This is a genomic window from Phenylobacterium sp. (assembly GCF_046290725.1).
Classification (GTDB): Bacteria; Pseudomonadota; Alphaproteobacteria; order Caulobacterales; family Caulobacteraceae; genus Phenylobacterium.
This window is the reverse complement of sequence record NZ_JBKBUH010000001.1, coordinates 1445031-1469066: the sequence shown is the minus strand read 5'-3', so window position 1 is coordinate 1469066 and position 24036 is coordinate 1445031. Positions and strand designations below refer to the sequence as shown.

Below are 24036 nucleotides of genomic sequence, written 5' to 3'. Positions count from 1 at the left end.
CCTCCCTTGTCTTGTTATCTTGGATCAATTGATACTGCGCTCGCGCGCGCGCCCGCAATACCGCGCAAACAACAGAACCAGGGCGCCGCTACGGAAACTCAAGACCCCGGGACCCCCATGCTGACCAAGGCCGACGACTTCCCGATCCACCAGACGCCGGAGCCGATCGCCTATGCCGGAACCGATCGCAACTTCTACGACCGGTATTTCTTCAACGGCTACGGGCCGGACGGCACGGAGTTCTTCGCCGCCGCCTTCGGGGTCTATCCCCAGCTCAACGTGGTCGACGCCCACTTCGCGGTGATCCGCGACGGGATCGAGCACTGCCTGCACGCCTCGAAGGTGATGCACATGGAGAGGCTCGACCTCGCCTGCGGCCCGATCCGGATCGAGGTGGTCGAGCCGCTGAAGACGCTGAAGGTGATCGTGGAGCCGTCGCACGGCTTCGCCGCCGAAATCCTGTTCGAGGGCCGCAGCTTCCCCATCGAGGAGCCGCGCTTCATGCGCCGGATCGGCCCTCGCGCCTTCATGGACTATACCCGCCTGACCCAGAACGTCCGCTGCTCAGGCTGGATCGAGGTGGACGGCGGGCGCCGCGCGATCGCGGCCGGCGCGGTGGGAACCCGCGACCGGTCCTGGGGTATCCGCCCGGTGGGCGCGCCCGACCCGCAGCCGCCGGTCCCCATGACCCTGGGGGGGTTCTTCTGGCAGTGGACGCCGCTCAACTTCGCCGACCGCAGCGTCTTCTTCCACGTCAACGCCGATCCCGACGGCCGCCCCTGGAACACCCGCGCGGTGATCGCCCCCGACGGCGCGGGGCCGCAGGGCTTCCAGGAGACGGAAGCCGCGACGATGGACGAGGTGAGCCTGATCCCCGGCACGCGCCACGCCCGCGAAGGGACCCTGAACATCCCCCTGGCCCAGGGTTCGGCCAAGGTGCGGTTCGAGCCGATCCTGACCTTCCTGATGCGCGGCATCGGCTATGGCCACCCGGCCTGGCGGCACGGCGGCTACAAGGGTGAACTGGTGGTGGAGCGCGAGGACATCGACCTGGCGTCCGTCGACATGGGCAGCCCCGAGAACTTCCACATCCAGGCGCTCTCGCGCGTCACCCTCTCGGCCCCAGGCCAGGAGGCCATGACCGGGCTCGGCGCTTTCGAGCAATTGATCGCCGGTCCCTACCGCCCCTATGGCCTCGGCTGACGGCACGGCTTGCTTCCACCCCTCCGCGCTTGCACAATCGCCGGATTGGAAGATCCGGCGCGGCGACGCGTCATTTTTTGAAAGCTCGTGATTTGACCATTTCCCCTCCGACGGCGCTGAAGCCCGCGCCGGACGACCACCTGGGCTCGGTGGACAGCCTGATTTCGGGTCTGGCTTCGGTCGGCTATATCGCCTCGCGGCGCATCGCCACGGCCGTCTACATGGCGGTCCACCTGCAGAAGCCGATCCTCGTCGAAGGCTCCGCCGGGGTCGGCAAGACCGAGCTTGCGCTCTCCACCTCCGCCCTGCTCGGCCTGCCGCTCGTCCGCATGCAGTGCTACGAGGGCCTGGATGAGTCCAAGGCGCTGTACGAGTGGAAGTACGGCAAGCAGCTCCTCTACACCCAGATCCTGAAGGACCGCATGGGCGAGGCCCTGGCCGACGCCCCCGACATGGACGCGGCCATGAAGCGCCTGCACGGCGTCGGCGACCTCTTCTATTCCGAAGAATTCCTCGAGCCCCGGCCGCTGATGAAGGCCCTGAAGGAGGACGACGGCTGCGTCCTCCTGATCGACGAGATCGACAAGTCCGACGAAGCCTTCGAGGCCTTCCTGCTGGAGGTGCTCTCGGCCTATCAGGTCTCGATTCCTGAACTGGGCGTGCTGAAGGCCAAGACCCCGCCGCTGGTCTTCCTGACCTCGAACAACGTCCGCGACCTGGGCGATGCTCTGAAGCGACGCTGCCTTCACCTGCACATCCCCCTGCCCGACGCGGCGCTGGAGCAGAAGATCGTCGCCAGCCGCGTGCCGGGCATCGAGGCCAAGCTGACCCAGGAACTGGTCGGCTTCGTGCAGTCCCTGCGCACGCTCGATCTGCGCAAGGCGCCCTCCATCTCGGAGACGGTCGACTGGGCCCGCGCGCTGATCCTGCTGAACGCCTCCAGCCTCGACGGGGAAGTGGTGCGCGACACCCTCAACGTGTTGCTGAAGTTCGAGCAGGATATCGAGGCGGTGGCCCCGCAGGTGGTCGAACTGATCCGCAAGCCCCTGGTCTGACGCCATGCAGGCCGCCATGGAGGACTTCCTTCGGGCGCTGCGGGCGGCGGATGTGAAGGTCTCGCCCGCCGAGGCGATCGACGCGCACCGCACCGTGGCCCTGGTGGGGTTCGAGGACCGCCGCCTGTTCAAGGACGCGCTCTGCGCGACGCTCGCCAAGAGCGCCGAGGAGGAGCGCGCCTTCGACCGGGTGTTCGACACCTTCTTCGCTCGTGACCTGATCGAGCCGCCTGCGCCCCCGCACGAAGGCGGCGAAGGCGATCCGATGGCCGGCCTGCCGGAAGAAGCGGCGCAGAGCGAACTCGCCCGCATGCTGCTGGAGGGCGACGCCGCCGGCCTCGCCCAGGCGATGGAGGCCGCGGCCGAACGCGCCGAGGTCAACCAGATCCGCCTCACCACCCAGCGCTCGCGCCTTACGCGGCGGCTGATGGACGAGATGGGCCTGGCGGAGATCGAGCGGATCATCGCCAACGCCCGACGCCTGGAGGGCGGCGGGGAGGCGGCCGACCGGCTCGACGGCGCCCGCCGCCGCCTGGCCGAGGAGGCCCAGCGCTATGTGGAGCGCCAGCAGGAGCTCTATGCCTCCGGCAGCGCCCGGGCGATGCGCGAGGACCTGCTGGCCCGCAAGGCGCTGAACGCCGAGGGCGGCATCGATCCGGTCGACCTGGCGATGATGCAGGCGCTGGTGAAGAAGATGGCCAAGCGCCTGGCCGACCGCTATTCGCGCCGCCGGCATGCGGCCTGGAAGGGCCATCTGGACGTCCGCCGCACCTTGCGGCGCTCCATGTCCTACGGCGGCATGCCTTTCGACATCGTCTTCAAGATGAAGAAGATCGACAAGCCGTCCATCGTCTGCATCTGCGACGTCTCGAAGTCGGTGGCCGCCGCCGCTCAGTTCCTGCTGACCTTCCTCTATTCCCTGAACGAGGTGGTCGACCGGCTGGAGGCCTATGCCTTTTCCGGCCGGCTGATCAGCGTCAACGACATCCTCGACGACGAGCATGTCGACCAGGCGATCTATGAGGTCCTCAAGCGGATCGGCTTCCAGCAGACCGACTACGGCAAGGCGCTGGAGGACTTCTGCGAGAACCATCTCGACCACGTGGACCGCCACACCACGGTGATCTTCCTGGGCGACGGGCGCTCGAACTACGCCGATCCCCGGCTCGACCTGATGGCGACCATCTCCAAGCGCGCCCGGGCGGTGATCTGGCTCAATCCAGAGCCGGAGAACTACTGGAACCAGGGCGACTCGGTGATGCACCGCTACGAGCGGTTCTGCCACGTGGCCAAGACCTGCAACACGCTGGCCCAGCTCGAACGGATCATCGAGGACGTGCTGCGGACCTACGTCCCGCATCCGTAAAGGCTGCGCCTTCGCCAGGCCCGCGCCGCCGTGTAGGCTGCGGCCGGTGATCGGACGTCGCGGGGGGTGCCTCGTCATGGCCCTGGCGCTCTTCTGCCTCGACCTGCTGACCATCGCTGCGCTGCTGCTGATCGGCGGCCGGATTCTGGCGGCCTTTCCACGGCGCGGGGAAGGTTGGCTGGTCTTCCTCGTGTGCCTCGCAGGCATGGCGCATGTCGCCCTCGCGCGGGCCGAGTACGGCTACTGGATTCCGGAGCCCTATCGATTCCGATTCGGCGGCGCGGAGCCGGCGCTCGACGTCATCCGCAACATGGCGCCCGGGCTCTTCGCCCTGCTCGCCTTCGCCCTTTTCGCCGATCGGCGCCGGCCGCCGCTGTGGCTGGGCGGGCTCCTTGTGTTGCAGGCGGCGCTTGAGATCGCGCCCTATCTTGTCGGGGCGGAGCGCGCGCTGAACGCGGCCTCGGCGCTCCTGCAGGTCGCCTTCGCCGGCCTCGCCATCGGCTGGACGCTGGCCTATTGGCGCGTGGACCTCATCGAGGCCCGTCGGCGCAGCCGGGCCTTTCTGGCCATCCTCCTGGCGGTGAACGGCGTCGCCTCCAGCATCCTGCTGCGGCTTGTCATCCCAGCGGAGACGCGCGCCAACTATCAGGGCCATGCGGCTCTGATGGTCCTCACCGCCGCGCTCGTCCTCCTCCTGCTGATCCGGCTGATGGATGGCGACTTCGGTCCCTACCTCGGCGCGGAGCCTCGCCGCCGTCCGGGGGCGGCGGAGGCGCGCGAACAGGAAGACGACCTCGCTCTCGCCCGCCTCCGCCGCCTGCTCGACCAGGACAAGATCCATCACGAACCCCGCCTGTCTCTGGCGCGCCTCGCCGACCGGGTCGGCGTGCCGGAATATCGCTTGCGGCGCCTGATCCACGAGAGGCTGGGCTATCGGAACTTCAACGCCTTCCTCCACGCCTATCGGGTCGCAGAAGCCGCCAGGCGCCTTTCGGATCCAGCCGAGCGGCGTACGCCCATCCTCACCATCGCCCTGTCGTCGGGCTATGAGTCGATCAACACCTTCAACCGCGGCTTTCGCGACGTGATGGGGCTTAGTCCATCCGAATACCGGGCCCGCCAACTTGCCCGCAAGAGCGGCGCGCCGGACGCTCCAGAGTCCGCATAACCGCACCAGTTCCTGCAGATTTCGGAAGTTGGGGCGCAGGGCACGCCGGCGAACGCCAACCTTCTCCAGGCACGACGCGCGTGCGGCGGAGGGCGACATGCCGACGAGACGATATTTCCTCGATTGGCTGCGGGTGCTGGCCTTCGCAGGCCTCGCCCTGTTCCACGTGGGCCTGCTCTACACCACCTGGAACTACAACCTTAAGAGCCCGATCCTCTATCCCGAGGTGGAATGGCTGCTGGAGGCGCTCAGCCCCTGGCGCATGGCTCTGCTGTTCGTGATCTCGGGCGTCGCCTGCCGGTTCCTGATCGCCAAGCTGGGCGCTGGGGGCTTCGCCCTCGACCGGCTGGGGCGGCTGGTTCCCGTGATCCTCACCGGCATGCTGCTGGTCAATCCGCTTCAGGTCTGGGTCCAGCTGCGCGCCCAGGGCTATGCCGCCGGGGGATACCTGGACTTCTGGCTGGGCGCCTATCTTCGGAGCGACGCGGACGCCATCGCCGCCCTGGGGCGGCCGATGCCGACCTGGGACCATCTGTGGTTCCTCGTCTATCTGCTCCCCTACAGCCTCATCCTGGCCGCGGTCGCCGCGGCGCTTCCTCGGGCATTGCTCACCCGTCCCCCGCTCCTCGTGCTGCTCGTCGCGCCGGGCTTGTGGATGGCCTTCGCCAATGTGCTGATCGGGACCGTCGCGCCCGTCACCCACGCCTTGGTCAACGACTGGGGCGCGCATCTGAAGTGGCTGGGCCTGTTCTTCGCCGGGGCCCTGCTGGCGTTCCGGGACGATGCATGGTCGATCGTGGCCGCGCGCCGGTGGCCGCTGTTGTTCGCCGCGCTCGCCTTGATGGCGCTCTACCTGTCTTGTCGGCTTCCCTGGCTGCGAGATCCGCACGACCCGATCTGGACCTTCGCGTTTCGTGCAGCGGAAGGCGCCTATGGCTGGACGGCGCTCCTGACCATCGCAGGCTTCGCCGCTCGCTGGCTCGACCGGCCCTCCGCGCTCCTCGCCTATCTGAACGAGGCGGTCCTGCCCATCTACGTCCTGCATCAGCCCGCCATGCTGGCAGCGGCGTTCCTGCTGTTCCCGCTTCACCTGCCGCTGGCCTTGGAGGTCCTCCTGCTGATCGCGGCCGCAGGGCTTGCACCCCTAGCCATCTACCATTGGGCGATCCGGCCCTGGCGGCCGATCCGGCGCATGTTCGGCCTCAGATCGACGATCCGCGCCCAGCCCGCCGGGGCGCACGTGCAGCCTTGAGGGCGTCGGCTCCGAGGCCCGGGAGTTGCCACCTCGCCCAGGCCTCGTTATTAAACCTCATGGTTATAGAAGAACCGCCCGAGCTCGACCGCATCTTCCACGCGCTGGCCGATCCGACCCGGCGGCGTATGCTGCGCAGCCTGGCCGAAGGCGAGCGCAATATCGGCGAACTGGCGGCGCCCTTCGACATGTCCTTCGCGGCCGCGTCGAAGCACGTGCGGGTGCTGGAGAGCGCGGGCCTCATCCGGCGCCGGATCGAGGGCCGCTCGCACATCTGCGCGCTGGAAGCCGCGCCGCTGGAAGCCGCGGAGGACTGGCTGCGCTTCTACGAGAAGTTCTGGGCCGGCCGGCTCGACGCCCTCGAGGCGGCGCTGAGAGCCCGCAAGGCCGACCACTAAGTCGGCCTCTCAGGGCGTCAGCAGCCCTTCGAAGAACGGCCGAACGAAGACGTCGGCGGCGGCTTCCGGCGACAGCTCCGGCGCGAAGGCGTGCAGTTCGGCGGCGGCGTTGATCATGGCCGTCACCATCTGGGCGGCGATATTCACGTCCACGGGCCGGATCGAGCCGTCGGCGATCCCGTCGGAGATGATCGAGGCGAAGCGGTAGGAGAGGCGATCGAACCGCTTCAGCAGCTCCGGCTGCAGGGCTTCCGGAGCGGAGGTGAGCGCCGACGTGCGCAGGAGCGGCGCATCCCCCCGCAGTTGATAGGCCACCAGGTTGGCGGCCACGGTGGCCAGGGTCTGCAGGCCGTTCCCGCCCAGCGCCTCGGCCTGGCGGATCGCCCCCGCCATCACCTCGAAGGTGCGGTCGAAACAGGCGATGACCAGTTCGTCCTTGGTGTCGTTATGATGATAAAAAGCGCCCTTGGTGACGTTGAGCCGGGCTGAAATCCGCTCCACCGAGGCGCCCAGATAGCCTTTTTCGTTGATGAGCTGGGTGGCGGCGCGCAGGAAGGCCTCGGCCGAGGTTTCCGGCGCGACAGCGCAGGCCGGCGCCGGAAGCGGGACGGGCCGCCAGACAGCGCCTGGCGCGGCCAGCCCATCGGCCGCCACGGCGGCGAAGCGTTGGCTGACCCGGCCGAAATCCTCCGGGTCGTGGGCGTGCAGCCAGGCCACCGTCCAGAACACCTCGGCCAGCAGTAGGTGGGTGCGGGCGTTGCGCGCCAGCCGCGGCAGATCCGCCGTCTCCGGCCCGGACAGCAGGTTCCGCGTCCGCCGGAACATGTTCACGAACGCCTCGTTCACCGGCGCGCGGTCCAGCGCCCGCATGTCGTTGAACACGGCCAGCGGGCAGGCTTCGCCGGTCGTCACCTGCTGCTGAAGCTGGAAATAGGCGGCGAGGAAAAGGGTCAGGCGCTCACGGGCGCTCCGGCCCGCTTCGCCAGCAGCCAGCAATTCCTCGAAACGGCCGATGCTCTGCAGGAGGCACGCGCCCGCCAGCTCCTCCTTGTTGCGGAAGTAGTAGATGACCCCCGTCGGGACCAGGCGCAGGCGCGCGGCCACCTCGGCCAGGGTCATGCCCCGCACGCCCTTGCGGTTCATCACCTCGATCGCCGAGGCGACGATGGCGGCCTTCCGCTCCTCGTACCGCCGTGTCGGCGCTTTGACGGCGCTCATGATCCCCCCGGCCTTGGATTCACTCCCCGCGAATTCATACCGCGACACAGAAGATTTTGAAGAGCGAAACCCTTTCGGCGAGAAGCATCATACGCTCTTCAAGAACTCCGTATCGATCGGCAGCTGGCGGATCCGCTTGCCGGTGGCGGCGAAGATCGCGTTGCACAGGGCGGGGATCACCGGCGGCAGGACCGGCTCGCCCAGGCCCGTGGGCGCGTTGTCCGACGTGATGAAGTGGGTCTCGATGGGGCAGGCCTCGGCGATCCGGATCAGCGGATACTCCGCGAAGCTGGCCTCCACGGCCGCGCCGTTCTCGATGGTGATTTTCTGGGTCAGGGCCTCGGAAAGGCCGTCCAGCACCGAGCCCTCCACCTGATTCAGCGCGCCGAGCGGATTGATGATGTGGCGGCCTACATCCCCGGCCACCCAGACCTTCACCGGCTTCACCGCGCCGTCCGGCTCCACCCGCACCTCCACCACCTCGGCGAAATAGCCCAGGTGGCTGTAGTGGAACCCAACGCCCAGGCCATGGCCCTTCGGGACTTGGCGGCCCCAGCCGGATTTCTCCGCGGCCAGGCGCACCACGGCCGCCATTCGCCCGGCGGCGTAGGCCGAGGGCGGCTCGCCCACCATCGCACGGTCGCCCAGCAGCTTCAGGCGGAAGGCCACCGGATCGGCGCCGGCCGCGTGGGCGAGTTCGTCGATGAAGCTCTGCACCACGAAGGCGATGGCGTTGGAGCCGGGCGCCCGCAACGGCCCTGTCGGCACGCCGCAAGGCATCAGGGATACATCGAGCTGATAGTTCGGCAGGAAGCGGGCCGGGAACTCCGTCGGGCTCATGCCGGCGCTGCGCGCGAACTCCCCGTTCTCGCCGAAGCTGACGAAGTGGTCGCGCCAGGCGGCGATCTCTCCGTCGGCAGTGACGCCGCCCCGCAGGAAGTGCCAGCCGGCGGGGCGGTAGAAGTCGTGGCGTAGGTCGTCCTCCCGCGTCCAGATCAGCTTCACCGGCGCGCCGGCCTGCTTCGAGATCCAGGCGGCCTCGACCATGTAGTCGTTCACCAGTCGCCGGCCGAAGCCGCCGCCACAGCGGACCATGTGCACGGTCACGGCTTCCGGCGGAACGCCCAGCGTGCTCGCCACGAGCTGGCGGCCCGGTTCGGGGTTCTGGGTGGGCGCCCAGATCTCCACCTTGCCGTCCTTGAAATGCGCGGTGCAGTTCTGCGGCTCCAGGGTGGCGTGCGCCAGGAACGGATAGGCGTAGGCCGCCTCCACCGTCTTGGCCGCGCCGCGCAGGGCGGCCTCGACGTCGCCGTCCTTCCGTGCGGTGCGTTGCGGCGGTCCCTTGGAGAGCTCCAGGGCCTGAGCCGCGAAGCCGGCGCTCGACTGGCGCGCCGTGGGATGGTCGGCCCAGCGCACGTTCAGCCGGTCACGTCCCTTGCGGGCGGCCCACCAGCTGTCGGCCACTACGGCCACGCCGGGAAGAAGGCCCGTCAGGTCGGTCCCGCCGTCGATCACGAAGGCGCCGCGCACGCCCCTCACCGCGCGGGCGGCGTCGAGGTCGGCGCCCGCCACCTTGGCGCCGAACACCGGCGCCTTTTCATAGGTGGCGAACAGCATGCCGGGCACGGTGACGTCGATGCCGAACAGCGGCTTGCCGGTGACGATGGCCGCGGTGTCGTACTGCGGCTTCGCCTTGCCGATGATCTTGTAGTCCTTCTGGTCCTTCAGCGGCACGGTCTTCAGGTCCGGCGCAGGAACCGTCGCGGCCTTGGCGGCCAGCGAACCGTAGCTGGCGCTGCGGCGCGAAGCGGGATGCCGGACGGCGCCTGATCCGGTCACGCACTCGCCGGCCGGCACGCTCCAGGTCTGGGCCGCCGCAGCCACCAGCATCGCCCGCGCGGCCGCCCCGACCCGGCGCAGTTCGTCCCAGTGCAGGGGCGTGGCCATGCTGCCGCCGGCGAACTGGCGACCGTAGACGGTGGGGTCGTTGGGCGCCTGCTCGATGCGGACCTGGTCCCAGTCCACGTCCAGCTCCTCGGCGATCAGCATGGGCAGCATGGTCTTGATGCCCTGGCCGATCTCGGGGTTCTTGGAGGCGATGGTGACGACGCCGTCCACGCCGACGCGCACATAGGCGTTCATGGCGGCGGGCGCGCCCGCGCCCTGGGCCGCCGCCTTGCCGGCCACGGCGAAGGTCAGCAGCAGGCCGCCTCCGGCCAGGACGTCGCGGCGGGTGGCGATGGGGGTCGATCCGTCGGCCATGGCGTCAAGCCTCCGTCTTCTGGCCCGAGGCCTTTTTGATCGCCGCCCGGATGCGGGTATAGGTCGCGCAGCGGCAGATGTTGCCGGCCATGGCCGCGTCGATGTCTGCGTCGGTCGGCCTGGGGTTCGCGGTCAGGAGCGCCGTGGCCGACATGATCTGGCCGGGCTGGCAGTAGCCGCACTGGGCCACGTCGAGCTCGCTCCAAGCCTGCTGCACCCGCTGGCCCACGGCGTTCGCGCCGACGCCCTCGATGGTCACGACCTTCGCTGCGCCGACCGCCTCCACCGGGACCGAGCAGGACCGGACCGGCGCGCCGTCCAGGTGCACCGTGCAGGCGCCGCACTGGGCGACCCCGCAGCCGAACTTGGGCCCTAGAATGCCCAAGGTGTCGCGCAGCACCCACAGCAGCGGCGTGTCGCCGTCCACGTCAGCCGACAATGCCCGGCCGTTGACGTTGAGTTCGAAGGCCATGAAAGCCGCCCTCCCTTGTTCTCTGGGAAGACTAGAAGCTCGCGCGCCGTCGCGGCAACCCAGGATCGGCGCTCGATCCGAAAGTTGGAGCGCGTTGATCGCAGCACCAGGGTCCACCCTTGCGCAACGCGCGCGAGGACGATCAGTCGGACGCGCAGGGGATGTCGAGGCGCGCGCGGAAGCCGGAGGGCTCGAACGCGGCCTCCGCCCCCCCGCCTTCGCCCCTGAGCACGGTTTCGATCAGGCGCGAGCCGAAGCCGCGGCGGGTCGGCGGCGCCACCGGCGGACCGCCGCTCTCCCGCCATTCCAGATGCGCAAGACCGTCCGCAGCGTCCCGGACCTGCGCGATCTCCACCCGGCCCTCCGGCGAGGACAGAGCGCCGTACTTGACCGCGTTGGTCGCCAGTTCGTGGATCAGCAGGGCCACGCCGAAAGCCGCCTCACGGCTCACGCGCAGCTCGGAGAGACGCGGATCCAGCCGAAACCGGGGCGCGTCGAACGGCTCCAGCAGCTTGGCGAAGAGAAGCCCCAGCGGTGCGGCGCGACCGCTCTCGGTGATCAGGTCCTGCGACTGGGCCATGGCCTGCATGCGGGCGTTGAAGACCGTCCGGAACTCCTCAAGCGAGGCGGCGCCACGAGCTGTCTGGTTGGCGATGGCCGCTACCACGGTCAGCCCGTTCTTGGCGCGGTGGGCCAGTTCCTGCGTCAGCAGCGCCCGCCGCTCCTCGGTTTCCCGCCGTTCGGTCACGTCGAGCGAGGTTCCCACCACCAGCCGCGGCCGCCCGGCCTCGGCCACGATCCGCGCATGAGCGAGGATCCAGCGCACCTCGCCGTCGGGAGCCTGGACCCGGTACTCCATGGAAAAATCGCCCCCGCGCGGCGACTGCGCTGCCCGGCGATAAGCTTCGCGGACCAGTTCGCGATCGTCGGGATGGACCGCCTCCATATAGCGGCGGATGTCGATCGGCTCGCCCGGCGGAACGCTCAGCAGGTCCCGGTTTCGTTCCGACCAGACCAGCCGGTCGGCGGCGATGTCCCACTCCCAGAAACCGAGGCCGGTCGCCTCCACCGCCAGGTCGAGGCGTCGGCGCTGCTCGGCCGCCTCGAGCTCCAGCAGCTTCTTCTCGGTGATGTCGACCTGTATCCCGTCCCACAGCAGCGCCCCGTCGGGCAGCGGCGTGGGACGCGGCGTCGAGGCGATGCGGCTCCAGCGCAGCTGCCCGTCCGGCCGGCGCATCCTCACCTCGATGTCGAAGGAGCTGCGCCGGGCGAAGGCCTCCGCCTCGGCCTCGACCATGCGCGCCTGGTCTTCGGGCAGGATCAGGTCGTAGAGCACGCGCGGATCGGCCATGGCCGCCGCAGCCGCGATCCCGTTGATCGCCATGCAGGACTCCGAGACGTAGACGAACCGACGCTCCGCGCCGTCCGGAGCCGCCCGCAACTGGTAGGCCATGCCGAGCGCCATGGACTCGGCCAGCGCGCCGAATGAAGGCTCCCCATGAACCCGAGGCGCGGCGGAGGTCGCCAAGACGGCATTCCCTGAAAACTGCATAGAAACGGAAGCTTAATCCCTCCACGGCCGCCCACAATGCAAAAACGCACCGGCTCGGCTACCGCAGATTGGCGGCCTCGATGATACGCTCCGACGACGGACGGCCAGCCATGCCGTCCGCGGGCGCGACGGTGATCCGCATCTCTCCGCCCTGGAAGGTGGCCGACGGCCTGCGCCCCTCGACCAGGGTCACGCGTTCCAGCCGCGAAAGCACCGTGCGGCCGTCGGGCCGTCGCGACATGCGGACCACCGCCTCGGCCGTCACCGTGGCCGCATCGGCCATCAGGGCGGAGGATTCGGGCGAGGCCTCGGCGTTGAACGGGATCAGCCGGCGGGCCGCGCGCGTCGCCCGGGCGCTGGCTTGGGCGAGGCGTTCCAGCAGGGTCTGCGGGCTTATCGCCGCCAAGCGCAGGGCCGGGCCGTCGCCGGCCAGGGCCGCCGGGCTGCCCCCCGGCCGGCTGGACGTGAAAAGCGTCAGGCCGCCCAAGCGGGTAGCCCGCAGCACCGGTTCACCCATGTCGTTCTTGTAGATCACGTCGCCCCGCGGCGCAGGATGCGGCCGGAGCGCCCAGACCTCGGGACTGTCGTCGAACTTCAACAGCGGCCGGGTCTGGCTGCGGTCGAGGATGAAGGTTTCGCCTTCCTGGCTGACGTATCGGGCGATCGGCGGCGAGTTCGGCCGTCCGGATGCGGGGCGGTCGCCGAACAGACCCTCGCGAAGAATCTGGGCCTGCGCGCCCGGCGCATAGCCGAGAGCCATCGCAGCCAGCAGCGCTGCGACGACTAAGGGCCAGGTCGCAATCGCCGGTCTTTCGCTCGCCATCACCTTACGCAGATGCTCCGCGACTGGGGCGCTTTTTGGACCCCATCCAGGCCCTGCCGCGCCAACGGCCACGCAGTCAAGCTCGTTCCCGGGAAAGGCGGCTAACCGGCCATATACTGGCCGCCATTCAGCGAGAGCGTGGCGCCCGTGACATAGCCCGCATGCTCGCCGGCCAGGAAGGCGACCATGTCGGCGATCTCCTCTCCGCGGCCCAGACGGCCCACAGGAATCTGGGCGACGATGCCTTTCAGAACGTCCGGCGGCACGGCGGCGACCATTTCCGTATCGATGTAGCCGGGCGCGATGCAGTTCACGGTCACGCCTTTGCGAGCGCTCTCCAGGGCGAGCGCCTTGGTGAAGCCGATCATCCCCGCCTTGGCGGCGGAGTAGTTGGTCTGACCCATCTGGCCCTTCTGGCCGTTGATCGAGGAGATGTTGACGATGCGGCCCCAACCGCGCTCGCGCATGCCCTCGATGACCTGGCGGGTCATGTTGAAGACCGAGTCCATGTTGACCCGGATCACTTCCGACCACTGCTCCGGGGTCATCTTATGGAACACCCCGTCGCGGGTGATGCCGGCGTTGTTCACCAGCACGTCGACGGGACCGAGTTCGGCCTCCACCGCCTCCACGGCGCGCTTGCAGTCTTCGAAGACCCCGACATTGCCCTTCACGACCATGACGCCCAGTTCGCGGGCGCAGGCCTGGGCGGCCTCCTCGTTGCCGGAATAGCCGGCGGCCACCTTCATGCCGTCGGCCTTCAGCCGTTCGCAGATGGCGCGGCCGATCCCGCGCGTGCCTCCCGTGACCAGCGCCACCCGGGCCATTCGTCGCCTCCCTCGTTTGCTTGGTTTCTAGGTCTTGGTGCTCAGACGGCTTCGACGCACATGGCCACGCCCATCCCGCCGCCGACGCACAACGTGGCCAGGCCCTTCTTGGCTCCCGACCGCTTCATCTCGTGCACCAGGGTGGTCAGGATGCGCGCGCCCGAGGCGCCGATCGGATGGCCGATGGCGATGGCGCCGCCGTTCACGTTGACCTTCTCCGGATCGAGGCCGAGGTCGCGCACGACGCAAAGCGATTGGGCGGCGAAGGCTTCGTTGGATTCCACCAGATCGAGGTCGGCGACGCTCCAGCCAGCCTTGTCCAGCGCCTTGCGGCTGGCGGGGATCGGTCCGGTCCCCATGATCTCCGGCTCCACGCCGGCGTGGGCCCAGGAGGCGATGCGAGCCAGCGGCTTCAGCCCTCGGCGGGCGGCTTCGTCGGCGCTCATCAGCACCAGGGCCGCGGCCCCGTCGTTGAGGCCCGAGGCGTTGGCGGCGGTCACCGAACCTTCCTTGGTGAAGGCCGGGCGCAGGCCGGCGACGCTTTCCAGCGTCACCCCGTGGCGGATGTATTCGTCCTGGTCGACCACGGTGTCGCCCTTGCGCCCCTTCACCGTGACCGGCGCGATCTCGTCCTGGAACTTGCCGGCCTTCTGGGCGGCCTCGGCGCGGTTCTGCGAGGCGACGGCGAAGCGGTCCTGGTCCTCGCGGGTGATCTGCCAGCGGGCGGCGATGTTCTCGGCCGTCTGGCCCATGTGGTAGCCGTGGAAGGCGTCCCAGAGGCCGTCCTTGATCATGGTGTCGACGAAGCCGAGGTCGCCCATCTTCTGGCCGTTGCGCAGATTGGCTGCGTGCGGCGCCTGGCTCATGCTCTCCTGCCCGCCGGCCACCACGACGGCCGCCGAGCCATCGACGATCTGCTGAGCGCCCAGGGCGACGGCTCGCAGACCCGAGCCGCACAGCTGGTTCAGGCTCCAGGCCGGGCTCTCCACCGGCACGCCGGCGCGGATGGCGGCCTGGCGCGCCGGGCCCTGGCCGGCGCCGGCCTGCAGCACCTGGCCCAGGATCACTTCCTGCACCTCGGACGCGGTGATGCCGGCCCGCGCCACCGCGGCTTCGATCGCCACCTTGCCCAGCTCGTGCGCGGGCAGGCTGGACAGCGCCCCGTTGAAAGATCCGACCGGCGTGCGCGCGGCTGAGACGATGACGACGTCGGTCATTGGCGGGGTTCCTTCTGATTGCCGCGACTATCTATCGATAAACGCCCTGCGCGGGGCAAGGCACGGATTCGATACATTTACCGGGCGAGCCGAATTGCCATCCTCTCCGCATCGGCGATACTGCGCTGCAGAATGAGGAGGCCCGCAAGGGGGCGGGGCGCTCCGCAAAAGGAATTGGGATGGCCGACACCCAGGACAGCCGACCCGACGACTCCCGCGTCGTCATCAAGAAGTATGCGAACCGGCGGCTCTACAACACCGCCTCGTCTTCCTACGTCACCCTCGACCACCTGGCCGAGATGGTGAAGCAGGGCGTCGATTTCGTGGTCTACGACGCCAAGACCAACGAGGACATCACCCGCACGGTGCTGACCCAGATCATCTTCGAGGAGGAGAGCCGCGAGGGGCAGAACCTCCTGCCCATCCAGTTCCTGCGGCAGCTGATCGGCTTCTACGGAAATTCCATGCAGGCCTTCCTGCCGAGCTATCTGGAACTGTCGCTGGCGACCTTCGCCCAGCAGCAGGAGCGGATGCGCAGCCAGCTGGCCAGCCTGGGCCAGGGCGGGGGCATGGCCGCCTACGAGGAGCAGATCCGCCAGAACCTGGCGCTCTTCGACCGGGCGATGAAGATGTTCTCGCCCTTCGCCTACAGCCGGCCGGACGAGGCACCGCCCAAGCCGGAGCCCGCGCCCGCCGCCAGCTCCGCCTCCGATGAAACCCTGAACGCGCTCAAGCGTCAGATGGAGGAGATGCAGGCCCAGATCGAAAAGCTGGCCAAGCGCTGAATATTAACGCTTCGAGAGTGAGGATCGGGCCGCCATGAGCTCGCCGATCGAACCCACCCGCCCCTCCGCCGCCGTGCGCCGGGCCGAACGGTCCGAACGCCGCGCCGTGCGCCGCAACGAACGGAGCCAGGAGGAGACGAACCTCCCCGTCGTGGCCGAAGCGGCTCCGCCGCCGGCGCCGGAACCCGCCGACGGGCCCGCCGCCTTCAAGGCCCAGTTGCTGGGTCAGGACGGTCAGAAGCGCGGCCTGCGCGGCGGGCCGGCGGTGCTCGACGCCGCCAAGTCCACCTACAACCGGATCGAATGGTCCGGACCGGCCGATCGCCGGGCGCGCAAGGGCGGCGCAGCCAAGACCGAGATCTGACTCACCGCCCCCGCAGACGGGCAAGTTCGGCTTCCAGCGCGGCCACCTTCCGCTCCAACGCCGCCACCCGGCCGGCAAGGTCGTTCTGGCCAGGGACGGGCGTGGAGATTCCCGCGCGCGAGGCGACCTCGGCCGGGGGCTCCCCCAGAAGGTCGGCGAAAATGGCCACCTCCTCGGCGGAAATCTCCCTCTGGTCCTTATAGGCGAGCGCCAACTCGGCCTCGCTCAGGCCCGCGGCGGCGGCCATGACGCGCCGCGTCAGGCCGCGTTCGGCCAATTTCGCGTCGAACCACTCGCGATCGAAGAAAAGCGCCATCTGTCGCCCGCCTTGGCGCCGGTCTTGCTTAACCGGCGGTGAATCCTGCGTTCGCCCAAGGTCCCATGCTCGCCATCTTCACTCGCCTTTTCGACGTCGCCCTGGTCACCCTGATCTTCTCGGCTCTGACCTAAGCAGCGCCTGGCCCGAAGTCGATGTCGCGGCGGGCCGCCACGATGGTGACGATGAAGCCGGCCAAAACGTCCAGCAGCACCATCACCCCCAGCAGGAAGAAGACCGAGGTCGCAAACGCAGGGAACAGCAGGAACTCCACCAGGCAGGCGATGAAGAGCAGCATGGAGAGCGCGTGGTTGACGATGGCCGCGCCGCGGCTCTCCGTGGATTTCAGCAGCTCCACGAAGAGGACGATCAGGCCGACGCCCAGCAGCACGTCGCCCAGGGAGACCGGCCAATCGACGTGCGAGCTCATGCGCACGGTGAAGAGGGGGGCGGCCAGGCGCACGCCGGCGTCCACCGCCTGGACCCCGCCCGGCATGGCGAGCGCCACGAGATTGTAGATCACGACCGGCAGGGCCAGCAGCGGCAAGGCGGCGAACATGACTGGCCCTCCCCCATCGGACCGGGCGACAGCCTAGCCCGCTTCGGGAGCCTTGCGCAAAGGGGCCTACAACTCCTCGACCGCGCCCGGGCGCCGCGCCCGGGCCTGCAGCCACATCACACCCAGCAGGTCGGAAAGCGAGGCCCAGAGCCGACCAAGGTTGGTGTATTTCGAGGCGCCCGTCTGGCGATGACGGTGGTTCACCGGCCTGAAGTCGACTTGATAGCCTTCCCGGATCATCAGCGCCGGAATGTAGCGGTGGACGTGGTCGAAATAGGGAAGCCGCAGGAAGGCCTCGCGGCGGAACGCCTTCAGCCCGCAGCCGGTGTCGTTGGCCGTATCCTTCAGCAGACGCTTGCGCACGCCATTTCCGATGCGCGAGGCGACCTTCTTGGCGCGGCTGTCCTGGCGCTTGACCCGCTCGCCGCCCACCAGGGCCAGGTCCGGTGGCCCGGCCAAGAGGGCGTCCACCAGCTTTGGCCCGTCGGCCGGATCGTTCTGGCCGTCGCCGTCGAGCGTGACGATCACCGCGCCGCGGGCGGCGAGAATCCCCGTGCGGATCGCGCGGCTCTGCCCGGCGTTGGACGTGTGCGAGAGCACCCGCAGCTGCGGGATCTCGGTCTTCAGGGTCGTCAGCACCTGGCGCGTCGCATCCCGGCTGCGGTCGTCGACGAAGACGATCTCGAAGTCGCGGCCGGCGAAGGCCTGGGCGATCTCGCGCGCCAGCGCCGGCGCCGCCCCCTCCTCGTCGAAGACGGGCACCACCACGGAGATTTCGGGGAACGTTTCGGACGTCGGCTCGGCCATGTCCCTCCATAGCGGAAAACTCGGCGCGGGAAAGGATCGTGCTATCAACGCGACCATGAGTCTCCAGGCCCAACTCGAACGGCTCGGCCGCGGCTGGCGGGGTCCAGCCCTGGCTGCCCTGGTCGCCTTGATCGCCGGCCTGCCCGGCCTAATCGCCATGCCGCCGCTCGACCGCGACGAGAGCCGTTTCGCCCAGGCCACGGCTCAGATGCTGGAGACCGGCGACTTCGTGGTGATCCGTTTCCAGGACGAGCCGCGCTTCAAGAAGCCGGTGGGCATCCACTGGATGCAGGCTGCCAGCGTGGCGGCCTTCTCCGAAGCCGAAGCGCGGGAGATCTGGGCCTATCGCATTCCTTCGCTGCTCGGGGCCATGCTGGCCGCCGCCGCCTGCGCCTGGGGCGCGGCCGCCTTCTTCGGAGGGCCCGCGGGGCTGCTGGCGGGCGCGATCCTCGGCTCCACCTTCCTGCTCTCGACCGAAGCCTTTATCGCCAAGACCGACGCCATGCTGGCCGGGACCACCACCTTGGCTCTGGCGGCGCTGGGGCGCATCTACGCCGCCCACCGCGGTGGACCACCCGCCGGGCGGCGCGTTCGGTTGCTGTTCTGGCTGGGGCTTTCCCTCTCCATTCTGGTGAAGGGACCCGTCGGCCCCATGGTGGCGCTGTTGACCGGGCTCGCGCTCTGGGCCTGGGACCGCAAGGCCGACTGGGCTCGCACCCTGGCCTGGGGCTGGGGACTGATCCTGACGGCGGCCATCGTAGGGCCGTGGGCGGCGGCGGTGACGGTGGCGACCGACGGCGGCTTCTGGATCACCGCCCTGGGCGGCGACTTCGCGCCCAAGCTGGTGGGCGGCCACGAAAGCCATGGCGCACCGCCCGGCTATCACACCTTGCTCCTACCCTTGCTGATCTTCCCCGGCGCCCTCCTGCTGCCGGCGGCCCTGGTCCATGCCTGGAAGTTCCGCGCCGAACCGGGGGTGCGGTTTGCGCTCTGTTGGCTGGTTCCGGCCTGGATCGTCTTTGAGATCACCCCCACCAAGCTCGTCCACTACACCCTGCCGACCTACGGGGCGCTCGCCTGGCTGATGGCGGCCGCCGCCCTCCAGCCGCTGGGCGACAAGGTGCGCTGGGGCGGGGCCGCGCTCTCGGGCTTCGTCGGAGTGGTGCTCGCCGCCGCCGTGCTCTACCTGCAGGCCGAATATGGCGATGCGTCCGACCTGAGCGTCGCGGCGGCCACCGCCCTGCTGCTCGGCGCGGCGGGTCTGGTGGGCGCCTATATGCTGATCCGGCGCGCCGGGATTCTGGCGATCGCCGCCACCGCAGGCCTGACCGTCGCCGGGCACGGCGCCTTCGCCGGCGCCTTCGCCCCGCGCCTGGATCCGCTATGGCTCTCGCAACGGGCCGAGCAGGCCTTGACCCACGCCCGGCTGGCGCCGCGCCAGGGCTTCGCGCCGGCGCCCGTCGCGGTGGCGGGTTACGCCGAGCCCAGCCTGGTCTTCGCGCTGGGCACGCCCACCGACCTGGGCGGCGTCGGGCAGGCCGTCCAGGCCCTCGCCGAGGGCCGCCCGGCCATCGTGGAGGCCCGCGAGCAGGCCGCCTTCGAAGCCGCCCTCGCCGCCCGCGGCGTGTCGGCACGCGAGGTGGCGCGCCTGGAGGGCCTGAACTATTCCAGGGGCGACGAGACGCTGCTGCGGATCTATGCGCCCGCAGCCAGGCCCGCGCCGCCGAGGGAGATCCCATGAGCCGGTTCATCGAGATCGTGGAAGTCGGCCCTCGCGACGGGCTGCAGAACGAACGCGCCCTGCTGGAGGTCGATCAGAAGGTGGAGTTCATCCGCCGCCTTGAGGCGGCCGGTGCGCGACGGATGGAGACCGTCTCCTTCGTCAACGCCAAGCGCGTGCCGCAGATGGCCGGCGCCGAGGAAGTCTCCGCCGCCCTGCCCAAGGACGCGGCGAAGTCGCGTATCGGCCTGGTGCTGAACATGCGCGGCTGGGACCGGGCCGTGGCGGCCGGCTGCGACGAGGCCAATGTGGTGGTCTGCGCCACCGACGGCTTCGGCATCCGCAACCAGGGCGCCTCGGTCGCCGAGCAGGCCAAGGCCTTGGCGGACATCGCTGAAAAGCGCGCAGCCGAAGGGGGGCCGCCGATCTCCGTCACCTTTTCGGTGGCCTTCGGCTGCCCGTTCGACGGCGAGGTTTCCGAGGGCCAGGTCGTGGCCCTGGCGCGGGACGCCGCGGCCCTTGGCGTGGCGGAGATCGCACTCGCCGACACCATCGGGGTGGCCGATCCCTGGACCGTGCGCCGGCGCGTGGAGGCGGTGCGCAAGGTGGCGGGCGACATTCCCTTGCGCCTGCACTTCCACGACACCCGCAACACCGGCCTCGCCAACGCCTTCGCCGGGATCGAGGCCGGAGTGACGATCCTGGACGCCAGCTGCGGCGGCCTGGGCGGTTGCCCCTTCGCGCCGGAGGCCACAGGCAACATCGGCACCGAGGACCTCGTCTACATGCTCGAGCGCGGCGGCTACGAGACCGGATACGACCTCGCCGCCCTGATCGAGACCGCACGCTGGGTGTCGGGCCTGCTCGGCAAGCCGCCGGCGGCGTCGGTCAGCCGGGCCGGCGGATTCCCCAAATAGAGACCTTCAGGCTTCCAGCTCGGCGCCGGTGAGCCGGCACCCTTCCATCCGTGCGCCTGCGAGGTCGGCCTGCAGGAACCGGGCGCGCTCGGCGCCGGCCCCGCGCAGATCGGCGTGGCGCAGGACGGCGCGAGAGAGATCGGTGCGCACGATCCGGCCCGGCGAAAGGGATAAAGGACCCAGCCGCGCCTCCCGCAGGTCGGCGCGGGTCAGGGCGGCCTCGGTCAGCTTGGCGCCCCGCAGGTCGGCCCCGCGCAGATCGGCGCCCCGGAAGTCCGCCCGGCGAAGGTCTGCGCCCTGAAGCTGGACGCCGGTCATGTCGAGGCCGAAGAACACCGCCTCAGGCGCCACAAGGCCGGTGAGGCGCCGGCGTTTCAGGTTGCGGATCGGCCGGAAATCGACGCCCGGCGCCTTGGCGATGCGCCCCAAAGCGCCTTGGCTCTGGCAGTAGAGCTCGTGCGCAGTCAGGACCTCTGGCAGCGGCCGGTCCTCGATATAGAGCACCGGCGGCGGCGTCTTCAGCACGCCGGTCAGGTCGGCCTCGTCCAGCCGGACCGCCGACAGGTCCACCCGCGCCAGCACCGTGCGACGCAGCGAAGCGCCCGCCAGATCCGCGCCGCTGAGGTCGGCGTCGGACAGGTCCGCGCCGTCCAGCCTGGCCTTCACCAGCCGCGCCCCGCCCAGCCGCGCGCCGGTGAGATCGGCGTCGGTGAGGTCGGCGGCGGTGAAGGGTGCGGAGATCTGGGCGCCCTCCATCCGCGCGCCGGACAGCACGGCGAAGTCGATCCCGCCCTCGTCGGTTCCATGTCGAAGGATACGGAAGCCCTCCTCCCGATCCTGAAGCGCGATATGGCCCTCCCTGAGGTCGCAGGCCGTGAGATTCGCCCCCGCCAGGTTCGCCCCGCGCAGGCAGGCGCCGCGCAGGTCGGCGCGGGTCAGGTCCGCCCGCCGGAGATCGGCTTCGCGTAGGTCGGCCCCGAACAGCACCGCGCGTTCGAGTTGCGCCTGGCCGAGGAGAGTGCCGTTCAGGCGCGCGCCGGAGAGATCGGCCTCCCGCAGGTCCGCCCGCTCGAGGTTGAGGGCCGAGAGGTCCGCATAGGCGAGATTGGCCCGGCGGCCGCCGCTGCGGCCGCCAAGGTATCGGCGGTGCCCCTCCAGGACCCGGCGCACGGCGTCGGGTTCGAAGCGGCGGAACAGGGAGGCGTCGGCGGCAGGCATGTCGATCCGGTCGCGAAGGACGCGACCATCGGTCCGGCCCCTTAACGAAGGGTTGCGACGTTCTGACGCAGGCGGGGCCGCGACCCGGCCTGCGCGCTAGTTGCCGGGTCCGTTCGCAGGCTGCCCGCTGGCGGCCGCTTGGATCAGGGCCGCGATGCGGTCGGTGGAATCCGCCGCCTGGCCGAGGATCTGCAGCGGGCCGGCGCCCGGCCGCACGACCGAAGCCACCTGGCTGGCCGCGCCTCGCGCCACGGTCAAGGCCGCCATCTGGGCCGAGTTGAGGTTGCTGGGCGCCGCCACGGTGCGCAGAGCCTCGGCGTCTTGGTAGATGAAGCCGTGGGTCGGGTAGGTGGAGGAGCCGATGTCGCGGATCGGGTCGTACCAGACCTTCACTTCCGACCAGTCGCCGGCCGGCGAGACGTCGATCACCGTGACGTCCTTCTCGATCTGCCCGCGGGAGCCGCCGATGCGCGACCAGTTGGCGTGGGTGATCTGGATCACCCGATCGGTGAGCACCTGGCTGACGACGGCGACGTGGCCCAGGCGCATCTTGCCGCTGGGCTTGAAGCAAAGGACGGCGCCGGCTTTCGGCGCCGAGCCGGTTTCGTAGCGCCCCATGGCCTGCTTCCACCACGTCCAGGCGTCGCCATAGATCTGCACGCCCGAGATCAGGCGCGCGAACGGCGCGCACTGCCAGTAGACGTCTGCAAACGCCCCGGAAGCCGGTGCGAAAGTCATAACGGCCGCGGCGGCCAGGGACCCGATCAGGGTCCTCGTCCGTTTAAGCATGTTAGAGGAACTCCCCCACGCGAACTTCGCAAAGGGTTACTCATCCCTCAGGAGAATGAAAAGGGGGTTTATGCCCTTGCGGCGGAAGGTCGCCGAACCATCCACAAATCCGCCCACAGCTTCATGCGCTCGCGGGCCGGCTTCTCGATCAGATGATAGGAGAGCGCGGCAAGAGGAACCACGCCGATCAAGAAAACTATCCACACGGCGAGGGGCAGGCGTTCGTCATTAAGCTGCAGGATCTTAGACGCCGCGTTCACGAAGACTATCTTCCACGGCACGCAGATCATGTAGACGGAGTAGCTGATCTCGCCAAGGTAAACGAGGGGCGCGGAGCTCAAGACATGAGCGCCCGACTGCGCAGTCCTCGCCAGGAAGAAGATCAGGCTGCCGAGGGCCAGCACGATGGCCGCATCCGGCGCCCCCATCGCCGAAAAAATCGGCGCCAAGGCGCCCGAAACCAGGGCGCCGGCCAGCGCCATGGCGCGATTCTGGGCCGGTCGGGCGCGCCATAGCGCATGCAGGGCGCAGCCCAGGGCGAAGCAGGGAACGATCCGCAGGGCGCCCCAGGCGATGGTAGCCTGGGTGAGCGGGAAGCCCGCCAGGACCTCGAACGCCGCATAGATCCCGACCAGGAACACCGCCGCAGCGCCCACCGCGGTCAGCGGCCGGTCCTTGAGCGCCAGGGCCGCCCAGGCGAAGACCGGGAAGGTCAGATAGGCGAACCATTCGGCCGAAATCGACCAGGACGGATGGTTGAAGGCGGCTTCGGGCGCCAGGCCCCAAGCCTGCAGCAGCAGCAGGTTGGCCGGCAGGCTTTCCCAGGACAGCAGGTTCGAATCCACGGCGAACCCCGCCAGCCCGGCGACGACGCCGAGCGCGATCATCCCGAGCAAGGTGGCCAGGTGCAGGGGATAGATCCGCGCCAGCCGGTTCCACAGGAAGGAGCCGTAGCGAAACCGTCCGTCTTCCAGGCTCGTCCGATAGACGTGGCAGAGAATGAAGCCCGAAAGCACGAAGAAGGCCTCGACCCCGAGATACCCCTTCTCGACCACCAGGGGCGCAGCGCCGCCGACGTCGAGCTTCGGCCAGTAGTGGAACAGCACCACCCAGAAGGCGGCGAAGAACCGCAAGGAGGTCAGGGGTCGGATATGCTGGGCGTCGGTCATCGGGTCGCTCGCGTGCCAATTCGGCGCACAACCGGCGCCGTCAGGCCGGCCAGTGCAACTCGCCCGCCAGGCGAGGCCGCCGCCTTAGGGCTTGCGCCAAAGACCTGACGATCCGGTTACGCTGGCCGGTTACGCTGGCGCGAGCATGTAGCGGTCCCAGAACCCTTCCGCCGGCTCGATCTGCTCCACGACGTCCACCCACAGCCCGCTGGGATCGAAGAAGCCGAACCGGCGCTGGCCGAACGGCTCGTCGGCCAGGGGGTAGTCCGGCGCGAGCCCCCGTTCGCGACAGGCCTCGTAAGCCGACTGCGCGTCCTCCACCTGCAGTTCGAAGCACATGCCCTTGCCGGAGAACGTCTCCGGGCCGGGCGGCGAAGACGGATGATCGGGACTCATGAAGGCGAGCGTCGCGCCGTCCGCGCCGACAAGGACGAACCAGCTGGATTCGAACATCACCGAGAAGCCGAGCCTTTCCACCCAGAAGTCGCGGCAGGCGAACAGGTCGGGCGTGACGATGATGGGATAGCGATCGGCAAAGCGCATGGCGGATCTCCGCTGGAGCCAGTCGGGCGATTAAGA

Annotated in this window: 24 protein-coding genes; 10 read left to right on the top strand and 14 right to left on the bottom strand. The window is 69.4% G+C overall.

From position 1 onward, the window contains the following. The first annotated feature begins 117 nt into the window (after positions 1-117). The 6 genes from ACK41C_RS07735 (at position 118) to ACK41C_RS07710 (ending at position 6442) form a co-directional block, all read left to right on the top strand. Entirely contained in the window at positions 118-1203 is a 1086-nt protein-coding gene (locus ACK41C_RS07735; RefSeq protein WP_409652388.1) for a hypothetical protein, read from the top strand. Between the two features lie 92 nt (positions 1204-1295). Then, the gene (locus tag ACK41C_RS07730) at positions 1296-2258 is read left to right on the top strand and encodes an AAA family ATPase (RefSeq protein WP_409652385.1); all 963 of its coding nucleotides are present in this window, start codon (positions 1296-1298) and stop codon (positions 2256-2258) included. Between the two features lie 16 nt (positions 2259-2274). After that, positions 2275-3624, top strand: a complete 1350-nt coding sequence (locus ACK41C_RS07725; RefSeq protein WP_409652382.1) for a vWA domain-containing protein — start codon at positions 2275-2277, stop codon at positions 3622-3624. A gap of 76 nt (positions 3625-3700) precedes the next feature. Beyond that, on the top strand, positions 3701-4792 hold the full coding sequence (locus tag ACK41C_RS07720; RefSeq protein WP_409652379.1) for a helix-turn-helix domain-containing protein: 1092 nt from the start codon (positions 3701-3703) through the stop codon (positions 4790-4792). 97 nt (positions 4793-4889) lie between these two features. Then, complete coding sequence (locus ACK41C_RS07715; RefSeq protein WP_409652377.1) at positions 4890-6044, top strand: acyltransferase family protein; 1155 nt, start codon at positions 4890-4892, stop codon at positions 6042-6044. Between the two features lie 59 nt (positions 6045-6103). Continuing rightward, a complete protein-coding gene (locus tag ACK41C_RS07710) occupies positions 6104-6442 on the top strand; it encodes an ArsR/SmtB family transcription factor (RefSeq protein ID WP_409652375.1) in 339 nt (112 codons plus the stop codon). 9 nt (positions 6443-6451) lie between these two features. Here ACK41C_RS07710 and ACK41C_RS07705 read toward each other — a convergent pair whose 3' ends face one another. The 7 genes from ACK41C_RS07705 to ACK41C_RS07675 form a co-directional block, all read right to left on the bottom strand. Beyond that, positions 6452-7660 carry a TetR/AcrR family transcriptional regulator gene (locus ACK41C_RS07705; protein ID WP_409652372.1) on the bottom strand — a complete coding sequence of 403 codons (1209 nt, stop codon included), beginning with the start codon at positions 7658-7660 and terminating at the stop codon, positions 6452-6454. A gap of 87 nt (positions 7661-7747) precedes the next feature. Further along, positions 7748-9922 (bottom strand): molybdopterin cofactor-binding domain-containing protein, encoded by a 2175-nt coding sequence (locus ACK41C_RS07700; protein WP_409652369.1) that lies wholly within the window; start codon positions 9920-9922, stop codon positions 7748-7750. Between the two features lie 4 nt (positions 9923-9926). Next, the gene (locus tag ACK41C_RS07695; RefSeq protein WP_409652366.1) at positions 9927-10394 is read right to left on the bottom strand and encodes a (2Fe-2S)-binding protein; all 468 of its coding nucleotides are present in this window, start codon (positions 10392-10394) and stop codon (positions 9927-9929) included. 142 nt (positions 10395-10536) lie between these two features. Then, on the bottom strand, positions 10537-11922 hold the full coding sequence (locus ACK41C_RS07690) for a sensor histidine kinase (protein ID WP_409652364.1): 1386 nt from the start codon (positions 11920-11922) through the stop codon (positions 10537-10539). A gap of 82 nt (positions 11923-12004) precedes the next feature. Beyond that, a complete protein-coding gene (locus ACK41C_RS07685; protein WP_409652361.1) occupies positions 12005-12769 on the bottom strand; it encodes a DUF4908 domain-containing protein in 765 nt (254 codons plus the stop codon). 101 nt (positions 12770-12870) lie between these two features. Next, the gene (locus tag ACK41C_RS07680) at positions 12871-13596 is read right to left on the bottom strand and encodes a beta-ketoacyl-ACP reductase (RefSeq protein WP_409652358.1); all 726 of its coding nucleotides are present in this window, start codon (positions 13594-13596) and stop codon (positions 12871-12873) included. A 41-nt stretch (positions 13597-13637) separates the two neighbouring features. Further along, entirely contained in the window at positions 13638-14813 is a 1176-nt protein-coding gene (locus tag ACK41C_RS07675; protein WP_409652354.1) for an acetyl-CoA C-acetyltransferase, read from the bottom strand. A gap of 179 nt (positions 14814-14992) precedes the next feature. Between ACK41C_RS07675 and phaR the strand changes: the two genes are divergently transcribed. Then, the gene (gene phaR, locus ACK41C_RS07670) at positions 14993-15598 is read left to right on the top strand and encodes a polyhydroxyalkanoate synthesis repressor PhaR (protein WP_409652351.1); all 606 of its coding nucleotides are present in this window, start codon (positions 14993-14995) and stop codon (positions 15596-15598) included. Positions 15599-15632: 34 nt separating this feature from the next. Continuing rightward, entirely contained in the window at positions 15633-15962 is a 330-nt protein-coding gene (locus ACK41C_RS07665) for a hypothetical protein (RefSeq protein ID WP_409652348.1), read from the top strand. Position 15963: 1 nt separating this feature from the next. Here ACK41C_RS07665 and ACK41C_RS07660 read toward each other — a convergent pair whose 3' ends face one another. The 3 genes from ACK41C_RS07660 to ACK41C_RS07650 form a co-directional block, all read right to left on the bottom strand. Beyond that, positions 15964-16278, bottom strand: a complete 315-nt coding sequence (locus ACK41C_RS07660) for a DNA-binding protein (RefSeq protein WP_409652346.1) — start codon at positions 16276-16278, stop codon at positions 15964-15966. A gap of 130 nt (positions 16279-16408) precedes the next feature. Next, a complete protein-coding gene (locus tag ACK41C_RS07655; RefSeq protein WP_409652343.1) occupies positions 16409-16837 on the bottom strand; it encodes a hypothetical protein in 429 nt (142 codons plus the stop codon). 66 nt (positions 16838-16903) lie between these two features. Further along, on the bottom strand, positions 16904-17644 hold the full coding sequence (locus ACK41C_RS07650; protein ID WP_409652340.1) for a glycosyltransferase family 2 protein: 741 nt from the start codon (positions 17642-17644) through the stop codon (positions 16904-16906). 55 nt (positions 17645-17699) lie between these two features. Here ACK41C_RS07650 and ACK41C_RS07645 point away from each other — a divergent pair, with 55 nt between their 5' ends. Next, positions 17700-19385, top strand: coding sequence for an ArnT family glycosyltransferase (locus ACK41C_RS07645; RefSeq protein WP_409652337.1), 1686 nt, complete (start codon positions 17700-17702; stop codon positions 19383-19385). Then, complete coding sequence (locus ACK41C_RS07640; RefSeq protein WP_409652334.1) at positions 19382-20281, top strand: hydroxymethylglutaryl-CoA lyase; 900 nt, start codon at positions 19382-19384, stop codon at positions 20279-20281. The genes ACK41C_RS07645 and ACK41C_RS07640 overlap by 4 nt, the downstream gene beginning before the upstream one ends. 6 nt (positions 20282-20287) lie before the next feature. Here ACK41C_RS07640 and ACK41C_RS07635 read toward each other — a convergent pair whose 3' ends face one another. The 4 genes from ACK41C_RS07635 to ACK41C_RS07620 form a co-directional block, all read right to left on the bottom strand. After that, the gene (locus tag ACK41C_RS07635) at positions 20288-21499 is read right to left on the bottom strand and encodes a pentapeptide repeat-containing protein (protein WP_409652332.1); all 1212 of its coding nucleotides are present in this window, start codon (positions 21497-21499) and stop codon (positions 20288-20290) included. 96 nt (positions 21500-21595) lie between these two features. Continuing rightward, on the bottom strand, positions 21596-22288 hold the full coding sequence (locus ACK41C_RS07630; RefSeq protein ID WP_409652330.1) for a CHAP domain-containing protein: 693 nt from the start codon (positions 22286-22288) through the stop codon (positions 21596-21598). 68 nt (positions 22289-22356) lie between these two features. Then, complete coding sequence (locus ACK41C_RS07625) at positions 22357-23457, bottom strand: acyltransferase family protein (RefSeq protein ID WP_409652327.1); 1101 nt, start codon at positions 23455-23457, stop codon at positions 22357-22359. Positions 23458-23586: 129 nt separating this feature from the next. Further along, positions 23587-24000: a VOC family protein gene (locus ACK41C_RS07620; protein WP_409652325.1), complete on the bottom strand. Its 414-nt coding sequence runs from the start codon at positions 23998-24000 to the stop codon at positions 23587-23589. Between the last annotated feature and the right edge of the window lie 36 nt (positions 24001-24036).